General features: G+C 63.9%; 8 protein-coding genes. 3 read left to right on the plus strand and 5 right to left on the minus strand.

Features of this window, described 5'->3' with window-relative positions; genetic code table 11:
• Positions 1 to 1,164: amidohydrolase family protein (locus ACE03M_RS08620; RefSeq protein WP_485933566.1), on the plus strand; the 1,164-nt coding region annotated here is incomplete at its 5' end.
• Positions 1,165 to 1,167: 3 nt separating this feature from the next.
• Positions 1,168 to 1,917: an IclR family transcriptional regulator gene (locus ACE03M_RS08625; protein WP_485933567.1), complete on the plus strand. Its 750-nt coding sequence runs from the start codon at positions 1,168 to 1,170 to the stop codon at positions 1,915 to 1,917.
• A 94-nt stretch (positions 1,918 to 2,011) separates the two neighbouring features.
• On the opposite strand, the gene ACE03M_RS08630 is transcribed toward ACE03M_RS08625, so the two are convergent.
• From ACE03M_RS08630 to ACE03M_RS08650, 5 genes are all read right to left on the minus strand, one after another.
• A complete protein-coding gene (locus tag ACE03M_RS08630; protein ID WP_485933568.1) occupies positions 2,012 to 3,565 on the minus strand; it encodes a BCCT family transporter in 1,554 nt (517 codons plus the stop codon).
• 416 nt (positions 3,566 to 3,981) lie between these two features.
• Positions 3,982 to 5,220: a glycosyltransferase gene (locus tag ACE03M_RS08635; RefSeq protein ID WP_485933569.1), complete on the minus strand. Its 1,239-nt coding sequence runs from the start codon at positions 5,218 to 5,220 to the stop codon at positions 3,982 to 3,984.
• 134 nt (positions 5,221 to 5,354) lie between these two features.
• A complete protein-coding gene (locus ACE03M_RS08640; protein ID WP_485933570.1) occupies positions 5,355 to 5,654 on the minus strand; it encodes an AtuA-related protein in 300 nt (99 codons plus the stop codon).
• Positions 5,651 to 7,117, minus strand: a complete 1,467-nt coding sequence (locus ACE03M_RS08645; RefSeq protein WP_485933571.1) for an acyclic terpene utilization AtuA family protein — start codon at positions 7,115 to 7,117, stop codon at positions 5,651 to 5,653. The genes ACE03M_RS08640 and ACE03M_RS08645 overlap by 4 nt, the downstream gene beginning before the upstream one ends.
• Positions 7,105 to 8,565, minus strand: a complete 1,461-nt coding sequence (locus ACE03M_RS08650) for a CitMHS family transporter (protein ID WP_485933572.1) — start codon at positions 8,563 to 8,565, stop codon at positions 7,105 to 7,107. Before ACE03M_RS08650 ends, ACE03M_RS08645 begins: the two co-directional genes overlap by 13 nt.
• 88 nt (positions 8,566 to 8,653) lie before the next feature.
• Here ACE03M_RS08650 and ACE03M_RS08655 point away from each other — a divergent pair, with 88 nt between their 5' ends.
• A complete protein-coding gene (locus ACE03M_RS08655) occupies positions 8,654 to 9,538 on the plus strand; it encodes a LysR family transcriptional regulator (protein WP_143923044.1) in 885 nt (294 codons plus the stop codon).
• The last annotated feature ends 55 nt before the right edge of the window (positions 9,539 to 9,593 follow it).

The following is a 9,593-nucleotide window of genomic DNA, read 5'->3' on the forward strand; positions in this document are numbered from 1 at the left end:
GTCATGTACTCGGTGGCCGCGACGTTGAACCCGGAGAACTACGAAACCGTGGCGCGTGCGGTCTTCGCGGAGATGCTCGCCGGCGGCTACACCTCGGTGGGGGAGTTCCACTACGTCCACCACGCACCTGATGGGACGCCGTACGGTGTGGGCACCGATGCTGAGTCGGGATGTCCCCGCGGGCACGTTTCGGCGCGCGACGAACCCCGCACTCACGCGATGGAACGGGCGCTGGCACGAGCGGCTGCCTCGGCGGGACTGCGCATCCGACTCCTCGACACCTGCTATCTCACCGGCGGCATCGACACCGATCTCTCGGAAGAACAAGCTCGCTTCGGTGACGGGAGCATCGACGGATACATGGACCGCCACGCAGGTCTGTCCAAGGCCTTCGCCACCGAGTTCCCGGTCAATGCCCCTGGTGAGAGCTTCGTTCATGTGGGATCGGCCATCCATTCGATCCGTGCGGTCCCGGCTGCCAATCTGCCCAGATTCGCCGAACTCGAGGGACCCGTTCACGTGCACCTGTCCGAGCAGCCTGCAGAGAACGACGTCTGCCAAGCCGCCTACGGCACGACACCCACGCAGGTCCTCGACCGCTCAGGTGTGGTCGCGTCGAATCTTTCGGCCGTCCACGCCACGCACCTCAGCGATGATGACATCGCGACGCTGGGAGGGGCCGAAGCAAACATCGTCATGTGCCCGTGCACGGAAGCCGACCTGGCCGACGGCATCGGCCCAGCTCGCGAACTCGCCGATGCCGGAGCGACGATCTCGATCGGCTCCGATCAGCACGTCGTCCTCGACGCTCTGCGCGAGACCCAGGGTATGGAAGCCGGGGAACGGCTGCGGTCAGGCCAGAGAGGGCGATTCTCGCCTGCCGCGCTCATCACCTCGCTGACGAAGGGTGGGGCGCGCAGCCTCGACCTGCCCGTCGGCGAACTGGCCGTGGGCAAGGCATGCGACTTCATCGCAGTGAGAACCGACAGCATTCGCACCTTCGGATCGGTGGGTGAACAGATCATCCTCTCGGCCACCTCGGCGGATGTGACTATGACTGTCAGCGGTGCCCAAGTCCGGGTCCGCGACGGCGTGCACACCGAACTCGGCGAAATCTCGGAGCTGTACCGGGCCGCGTTCGCAGCCCTTGGGATGGAGGACTGAGCTGTGGCTGAGGTTCCGGCACTGCGGCGTTCGATCGCAATTCTCAGGCATCTGGCCTCGTCGAATCGTCCGATCTCCGCCGGTGCATTGGTGCGGGCGCTGGAGATCCCGCGCTCGAGCGCCTACGAACTGCTCACCGTGCTCGAGGAGCTGGGACTCGTCGTTCGCACTGAAACGGGATATGTCCTGGGGGCTGGCGTACACGAGCTGGGCAGCTCCTACCTGCGCACGAACCCTCTGCAGCGTCTGGCACAGCCCATCGTTCGGCAGCTGGCCGACGACACTGCTGCCACGGCTCAGCTTGCCGTCATCCGAGGTTGGGAGACCGTTTACGTTCTCAAGGAGCAGTCGCTGAAATCGGTCGCGGTGATCACTGCCACCGGTGTGCGCATGCCCAGCTACCTGACGGCGACCGGGCGGGCGATACTCGCGCATCTGCCCAAGTCAGAGGTGCTGGCGATGTTCCAATCCGAGTCCGGATTCGTTACCCGCACCGGCCAGGGACCGACCACGGTCAAGGCGCTCAACGCGATCCTGGCACAGGATCGGCGGGCCGGGTGGGCGATCGAACACGGTGAGGTCACTCCGGGAATCTCAACGATCGCGGCCCCCGTCTACGACGTGCTCTCTCGTCCGATCGCGGCCATCGGACTCTCGCTCGCCGATGAGGCGCTGACCGAGGACACCGACACCGAACCACTCGTGGACAAGGTCCTCGCGGCCGCGGCCGAGGTGACCGCTAAGCTGCGGTGACGCTCAAAACAGTCGAGCGGACCACTCAACCTCGACGGGGCAGGGTATAGCGTCCCCCGTCGAGGCTAAGTGGTCCGCTCGGTGAAGCCTGGGGTCAGGGGCCGAGCACTCGCCGCTTGCGTGCGACTTGTTCGACGATGTGATGGTCGCTGCGCAATTCCTTGTTCAACGCGATGCCGAGGACGACGGCGATGAGAGTGAAGGGAACGGCCGAGAGCATTGCCGCCTGCTGCAGCGCCTTGAGTCCGCCGACGAGCAGCAGGACGATGGCGCAGATACCGGTGAGGAACCCCCATGTGGCGATGACGGGCCGGCTCGGCTCGAAGGAGCCATTCGAGGACAGGGAACTGAGAACGAAGGTATTCGAGTCGGCGGAGGAGACGAAGAACAGGATCACCATGACGATGGTGAAGATCGACGCCAAAAGCGACAGCGGCAGCTGATCGAGCAGGCTGAAGAAGGCCGTATCGAGATTGGCCTGGGTGGCTTCGCCGATCTTTGCGCCTTCCATGTCGAGCTTGATCGCGGAGCCTCCCATGATGGTGAACCAGATGAAGAAAACGGCACTGGGGACGAGGAGGACGCCGGCGACGAACTCGCGGATCGTCCGGCCCTTCGAGATCTTGGCCAGGAAGATTCCGACGAAGGCACTCCATGACAGCCACCAGGCCATCATGAAGTAGGTCCACGCGAGCATCCACTCGCTGTCCTCAGAGTTCGCCGGAGTCATGAAGCTCAACTCCAGGAAATTACCGGCGAAGGAACCGACAGAGCGCACGAACAGGTTCGCGACGAAGCCACTGGGTCCGGTGACGAAGACGAAGAGCCCGAGCAGGGTAGCCATGGTCAGGGTGATCTGCGAGACGTATCGGATGCCGCGGCTGACCCCGGTGAGCGCCGATCCTGTGAAGAGCAGCGTCAGCACGGCGATGACCAAGACCTGCAGGATGATTGTGGAATCGATGCCCAGGACGGTGTTGAGGCCCTCACCGATCTGAGAGGCTCCGAGGCCCAAGGACGTGGTCGTCCCGAAGAGAGTGGCGATGATGGTGAGGATGTCGATGAACTTGCCGACCCAACCGTCGACGAACCGTCCGAGCACCGGCCGCAGCATCGTCGACACCAGGGCTGGGCGTCCCAGCCTGTGAGTCGAATAGCCGATCGCCAGGCCGAAGAGCCCGAAGATGGCCCAAGCTTGGAAACCCCAGTCGAGATAGGAGAACTGCATCGCCCGGATCGCTGCGTCCATGGTCTCAGGCTCGGCCAGACCGTGGGGAGGAACCAGGAAGTGTGACATCGGTTCGGCGACGCCATAGCTGACGAGACCGATTCCCATGACTGCTGCCAGGATCATCGACAACCAGGTGACTGTGCTGTACTCGGGCCGAGAGTCTGCTGAACCGAGTCTGATGCGTCCGAAGCGGCTCGCAGCGAACCACACCAGCATGACGATCGCGCCGAAGGGGACGACCAGGTAGATCCAGCCGAAGCTCGATGACACTGCGGTCATCGCCGTGGTCATGATGTCGGCTAGGCTGTCGGGTGAGAATGTGGCCCAGATGACGAAGGCGATGACGAAGGCCACCGACCAGTAGAAGACGGTGCCGACCGAGCCGCGATGCGCCGAATCTCCATCGTCGACGCTCACGATTGCACCAGACGCCTCAGACCCAGCTGATGCTGCAGATCCCGTTGACGGCTCTGAGTCGGACTCGGGCCCCGACGAGGATTCGGGAGGCGGTTCGGGTTCAGCTCCGGGGGCGGGTTCGGGTTCTGGCTCTTGGTTGTCCAGCATCGACATCGTCGTGGTCTCCACGCTCAGGACCACCTCGGCGGCGGGCATGAGCATTCTTCAGGGGGCGGTGGGGTGGGGAGGAAAGGCAAAAAGCAGGCTCCGCGAACTGTGGTGTTCGTGGAGCCGTGTAGGTGACGAGTGTATTCGCTATCGTTTGGAAAGACCGACTCGTTTCGGCACATCGGTGGAGAGTGTGACGTTTCTCGCGCCGGGGAAGTGGGGTTGATGTCGTGGAGGACTGGCGCAGTTCTCGAACCCGAGCAGGGCGATCACGCCAGCCTTTGGAGTATCTCGACTGCTTGTTCGGTCCCGCTCTCCGTCGAGATTCTCTGCGCCAGGAGTGCCGAACCGCTGCGATAGCTATCCGTCTCCACGAGGTCCGTGAAACGTTCAGCCAGAGCGCGTGCCGTGATCTTTGCCCGGGGCAGCGGTGCTGGGCCCGCGCCGAGTTCGTGGACCCGGTTGGCCCAGAACGATTGATCACCGAGGAACGGGCACACCAGGCTGGGGCGACCAGACGCCAAGCCGATTCCCGTTGTGCCGGCTCCACCGTGGTGGACGACTGCTGACACGCGCGGAAACAGCCAGTCGTGCGGCGCCGAGTCGATGACGAGGACATCGTCGGAGCTCTCGGTGGCCACACCTCCCCACCCGGTGGCGACGATGGCCCGGATTCCGGTCGATCTGAGCGCCCAGGTGATGGCCTCCCCTCGCTGCTCTGCGCCCTGACCGAAGCCCATGGAGCCGAATCCGATGTACATCGGTGCCTCTCCTGCGGCAAGGAAGTCCTTGAGCTCCTGAGGAGGTTCCCATGAGGCCCCGCGGCCGGTGAACCAGTAGCCGGTGACATGAGCCGTCGCTGGATAGTCGGCGGGAACGGGGACAACGTGACGCGAGTACGGGTAGAGAATGTCCAAAGGACCACCATCGGGCCGGAGCAGCGGATCCGCCCACCGCGTCAGTGACGACAGGCCCAGCTTGTGCCGAAAGTCGTTGGTGATGCCGCCGTACATGAGCGACTCGGCACGATTGAGCCCGTAGCTCCAGCGGTTCAGTCGTGGCCCCAGATCCCGCGGAATGAACGGGACCGGATACGAGGAGGTCGGAGTGTAGAAAGGCAAGGGCAGCGACAGCACCGCGGGAATCCCGAGGTGCTCCGCCAGATGAGGAGCGCCGAGACATTTCGGATGGTAGACGATGATGTCCGGTTTGGTGCTGCGCACTGCCCGCAGCTGGTCATCGAGGCTGACTCGTACGCCACGAGTCATCGCCTTTGCAGCTCTCTGCAGGTCCGCGGGGCCAGCCATGCTCCCAAGCGCGTCCTGCATGACCTCGAGCATGAGTGAATTGCTGGGGATGAAGTCGACGCCGAGTGCACGGACATCATCTTCGTAGCTCCAGGCGGTGCCGATCGTTGCATCATGTCCGGCGTCTTTCAACGCCCGACCCAAGGCGATATACGGTTCGATGTCACCTTTCGTACCGAACGTCAGTATCAGTGCCTTCATGTCACCACCGTAGGGCGTGGTGCCGCTGCGGTAAACGGCTCAAGGCCACCTCTGAGATCCGCCCGGTCGGAGCCTGAGAGAGCGCCCGGACTCTCGGTGCGGCAAGTCGGGGTGACCATCGAGCGTGGACCGACTCAGATCTCGAGCGTGAGCAGGTGGTAGCTCAGGGTCTTCCCGTGTCCGTCCAGGTTAGGAGAACCGGTGACTCCGCCGCCGAGCAGCCCGGAGAGTTCGAAGCTGAAGGAGTGCAGCGCCGGCAGCTCACTGCGCGTGACGGCCTGTGCGTTGAGACCGTAGTGGGCGGCGACGCGTGCACCGCTGAGCTCCTGGTCGAGCAGGTCGTAGGCCGCCTGGTCGTGGGCGATGACTGCGAGGATGAGGGTATCGCCCTTGTCGCCGGTGCGCACCGACGCGAGTTCGTCGATCTGGGTCATGCGGGGCCTCCTTTTCGCCTTGCGGCGGAGTTCTTATCTACGAGGTCGTTGTTCGCGGGTTCATCCGCTGCGTCGTCGACGAACTCGACGCTGACCGCTTCTTCGATGATCGACCGATCCACACTGCATGACTTCACCGCGACGACGCTGTGTACGGATTTCCGGGCACCCCCACCGCCGGCCGGACCATTGGTGTAGAGCGCTTCGACCTCATCGCCGATGATCGAAGCCTCCTGTCGGGTTGCTGCGCTTCCGACGAGGCGCAGACGTACCTCGGCGGGGTCATCGACCTGCACCAGACCGCGGAATGCCGCAGCCATTGCAATGTATTCGACGAACACCGACTCAGGATCGACGTCGTAGAGCTCCTCGAGGCGTTCGAGAACGATGGCCGCCGCCAGTTCGGCACGATCCTTCGACCGGAGGCCGGAGTAGCTGAGCTGTCCTTCGCCCTGCCACCCGGAGTCGTAGCCGAGGGTGACCTTGAGGTTGCTGGGCTGGGGCGTTCCCGTCCCTCCGCTCACACGCACTCGGTCGACGCCTGCCTCCTCGAAGCTCACGTGGGAGAAGTCCGCGATGACATCGGGGGTGATGTAGGCGCTGGGGTCGGCGACTTCGTAGAGGAGCTGTTCGGTGCAGGTACGTGTTGTGACCTCGCCTCCCGAGCCATCGAGTTTACTCAGGACTGCCTGCGCATCTGCGTCGACGTCGGCGAAGGGGAACCCGAGACGGGCGAGGCCGGCAACGGGCTTCGTCACCGGGTCAGCGAAATAGCCGCCGGTCACCTGACCAGCGCATTCGAGCAGATGCCCGATGACCGTGGCCCGGCCGATGAGATCGGCATCGCTGTGGTCCCAATCGAAGTAGTGTGCCAGAGCACCGACGTAGAGCGAGGGGTCCGCGACGCGTCCGGTGATGACGATGCGTGCACCAGAGTCCAAGGCTCGGCGAATCGGCTCGGCCCCCAGATAGGCATTGGCCGAAATCAACTCGCCGTCCGAGGCAGAGACGGGCTGCCCGGTCTCCCAGGTGAGCGGATCCTGACTTTCGACGACGGACAGGACGTCATCACCGGCGATATAGGCCACTGGCAGGTCGATGTTCAACTCTTCGATCGCCTCGGCGACGGCCTGGGCTGCGGCTTTCGGATTGGCAGCACCGCCGTTCGTGACGATGCGGGTGCCGTTGGCGGCGCAGTGAGCGGCGACGGAGACGATGCGTTCCACCAGGCTCGGGTCGAATCCCGTGCCTTCGGCTTCCTTCTCGCGTCGCTGGGCCGCGGCCACCGTCCTCTCTCCCAGGAGCTCGAAGACGAGGAAATCGAGCCTGCCGTGCTCGGCCAGAGCGATCGCAGGATCCAAGCGATCGCCGGCGAAACCGGCACCGGCGCCCACTCGGACATGGTGGGCAGGTTTGGGCGAGGACGAGAGCCCGGACAGGCTCGACGGGTTCAAGCTACCCACAGGGGGATCACTCCGATCACTAGTGCGACGATGAGCATGATGATACTGACCAGCCAGGCCCAGCCGATGAGGCCGAGGATGTGTTTGCCGATCGGTACGTTGGCCAGTCCGACGAGGAGGTAGAAGGCGCCGGTCAGAGGGCTGATGGGAAAGCCGACGGTCTCCTGTCCCAGGATGGAGGCCTGGGCGAGCAGAACCGGATCGATGCCGTAGTTCGAGCCGACGGCGGACAGGACGGGCAGGACGCCGAAGTAGTAGGCGTCGGGGCCGAAGATCAGGCTCATGGGCACGCCCAGAACTGCGACGATGATGGGCAGGATCGGCATGATTCCGGCGGGCATGATCTGGACGGCGGAAGTGGCCATGGACTCGATCATTCCGCTCTCGTCGAGGACACCGAGGAGGACGCCGGCGGCCAGGAGGGTGCTGGCCATGAGCATGGCCGATTTCGCGCTGATGTCGAACTGCCGCGACTGATTCTCCAGACCGCGGAAGTTGATGATGAGCGCGAGGATCGTCGCGACGAGGAAGGCGATGGCCGGCGAGACGATGCCCCACATCAGCACCGCGAGGGTCGCGATCAGGAGCAGCCCGTTGACCCAGAGGGGAATGTTGCGGTGGTCCCGTGCGGCGAGCGCGTCGGACTCCACGGTCACCGAGGTGGTTCCTGCCGCATTCTTGCCGGTACTGGATGCGTCGGTGCTGACTGCATCAGCGTCGGATGCGTAGGTGGCCGCCGCAGCAGAGCCGGACCCTTCAGTGCCGGACGCGCGTGTGCCGTCGGCATCGTTGTGCATGTCAATCGCCTCGGCGAATTCGGAGGGACTGCCCTTGGCGATGCGCTTGGCTTCGCGGCTGCCGAGGAACCAGGCGATGGCAAGGGAAGCGGCGATGCCCGCGATCTGCGCAGGGATGAGCGGAGTCCATACCAGGTTCGGTTCGACGGCGACGGTCGCCGCGGCTCGTGCGGTCGGCCCTCCCCAGGGCAGCAGATTCATCGCGCCGGCTCCGAGGCCCACGCAGGCGGTCAAGGTCAGGCGGCTCATGCCCAGGCGCTGGTAGATCGGCAGCATCGCGGGAATGGTGATGAGGAAGGTCGTTGCGCCAGCGCCGTCCAGGTGGGCGACCGAGGCGAGGAGGGTCGTCGCCAGGGCGACGGTCTTCGGTGATGAACCGCCGAGGCGGACGATCCTGTCGATGATCGGGTCGAAGAACCCGACGTGGCGGAGTATGCCGAAGAAGACGATCGCGAAGACGAACATCACGACCACGCTGGCCACGCTGGTGATGCCGGCCAGAGCGAATTCGCTGACTTCGGAGGGTGAGTTGCCGGCGATGAGGGCCGCGACGATCGGGACTCCCGCCAGGGCGACGATCGGCGAGACCTTCTGCGTGAGGAGCAGAGCGAGGATCACCAGCATTGATACGTATCCAATGAGTGAAAGCACCATTGATTCCTTTCTCAGATATCGGTTTCCATGATCTATGGACATGTGAGGGTGAGTCCAATACCCATTCGCTCTACACTGATGATCTATGGTTATCAATCTGGCGATGTACCACCTACGTGCGATCGAAACCCTGCACCGAATGCGCAGCTTCACTCTCGCTGCCGAGGACATGAAGATCAGCCAGCCCGCAGTGAGCCGGGCGTTGGCAGAGGCCGAACGCCGCATCGGCGGCAGACTGTTCGATCGGAGCACACGCGCTGTTGTCCCGACCCACCTGGGGGAGGAGGTCTCCGCCCACGCGGCGATGGCGGTGGCCACCTACGATGAAGCGCTGGGTCGTATCACTGGTCATATGAATGGTGATGATGGGATCGTCAGGGTGGCGTGCCTGCCCTCGGTGACGGCGACGCTGCTTCCCGCGGTGATCTCCGATTTCCGCCGCGATCTGCCGCAGGTGGGTCTGAAGATCCATGACGAACCGCAGGAGAACGTGGCCGAGAAGATCCTCAATGGAACCGTTGATCTGGGAATTCTGGCACTCGACTCAAGCATCCCAGCCGAGCTTGAGGTCGAAGGAGTTGCTTCAGACCGGTTGATGGCGATCATGCCCGTTGGGCACCGCCTCGCTCAGCGGGAAGAGCTCGTGTGGACCGACTTCGCTCGCGAGAAATTCATCGGCTTTGACGCCGTGACCAGCATCGGGCCCTTGGTCACTCATGCCTTCGCCAAGCACGATGTGGCCGTCGACATCGTGCAGACAGCACGCAGCATCCCGGCTGTCGGCGGCCTGGTTTCAGCAGGGCTGGGTGTCTCCGTCGTGCCCGAGATGGTCGTTCCATTGGTGAAGTTCGAGGGCATCGAGAGCGTGCCGATCAGCCCAGCCATCGAACGCACCTTAGTTGTCGTCCACCGCAAGCGTGGTCCGCTCCCAGCCGTCGTCGAACGGTTCCGCCAGAGCCTGCTGTCGTGAGTTGGCCGGCCCATCGACGAGAGGACCACTCATCGTCGAGGGGCCAGATTGCAAC

Source organism: Brevibacterium sp. AGC70 (genome assembly GCF_057334195.1).